The organism is Stenotrophomonas sp. STEN035, from assembly GCF_056759935.1.
On sequence record NZ_JBRRDY010000081.1, the window covers coordinates 1 to 1,048 of the forward strand.

Below are 1,048 nucleotides of genomic sequence, written 5' to 3' on the forward strand. Positions count from 1 at the left end.
GCTCACCCTCGGCCTGGGCTTCGGCCTGGGCGTCTATCTCCTGCCGATCCTGATCGCCCCCGATGACCCGCCGGTTGCGCAGGTGCAGGCGGCCATGAAAGACGCCCCCTACCGCACCACCTTTCGCCGCGACCTCAAGGGCAGTGATGCGGTGCATTGGGCGGAAGGCAACGTCAGCGTCAGCCCGCGCCAGGTCGCGTTCGACGGCAAGATGGGTCCGGGTCCGGATTACAAGGTGTACCTGGTCCGTGACTTCGTCGACAACAAGGCCGATTTCCTGAAGATCAAGGCACAGGCCCAGCGCATCGGCGAGGTGAAGACCTTCAACCGTTTCCTGGTGGACGTGCCTGAAAGCGTCAACGTGGACGATTACACCACCGTAGTGGTGTGGTGCGAACGGTTCGAGCAGTTCATTTCCGCCGGGCAGTACCGCACGCCGGGTTGAACAACATCCCAAGCATCTGGGCGAAGAGCAGCCGAGCATGGCTCGGCTCTACTGTAGAGCCGAGCCATGCTCGGCCTACCGTAAGAAAGAGGCGGAGCCGGCCGATAAGCCGGGTTCTGTCGTGGACAGTCATTCCTCTAGGCGTTACGTCACCGCAACGCTCAAGCAACCTACCCGGATCCAACGCGGGCCGCGCCAAAGGATCCCTATTTGGTCTTGCTCCAGGTGGGGTTTGCCGTGCCGGTCTGTTGCCAGACTCGCGGTGCGCTCTTACCGCACCATTTCACCCTTACCGGCCTTCCGAAGAAGACGTAGGCGGTATCTTTCTGTTGCACTTTCCGTCGGCTTGCGCCGCCCAGGCGTTACCTGGCACCTTGCCCTATGGAGCCCGGACTTTCCTCGGCACCCCGAAGGGATGACGCGACTGTCTGGCCGACTCCGCCAGCGCGTATTCTAGCGTACGCACGCCCTTCCTGCCGTGCCGGTCGCGGCACACCATCGCGCATCGCGTGTGCCGGCACCTGTCGCGCCGCGGCTGGCTCGAAGGCGAAGACGAATCCGTGTTCCTGTCCGACAGCGCGGGTAGCGACGACGGCATGGATG

The 1,048-nt window shown here is 63.4% G+C and carries 1 protein-coding gene and 1 other RNA gene; one reads left to right on the forward strand and one right to left on the reverse strand.

Annotation, left to right across the window (positions count from 1 at the left end):
- On the forward strand, nucleotides 1–445 hold a 445-nt coding region (locus ACVOLL_RS20565; protein ID WP_481514565.1), incomplete at its 5' end, for a DM13 domain-containing protein.
- Between the two features lie 89 nt (nucleotides 446–534).
- Here ACVOLL_RS20565 and rnpB read toward each other — a convergent pair.
- Nucleotides 535–885, reverse strand: an RNA gene (gene rnpB, locus ACVOLL_RS20570) — RNase P RNA component class A.
- Nucleotides 886–1,048: the final 163 nt, after the last annotated feature.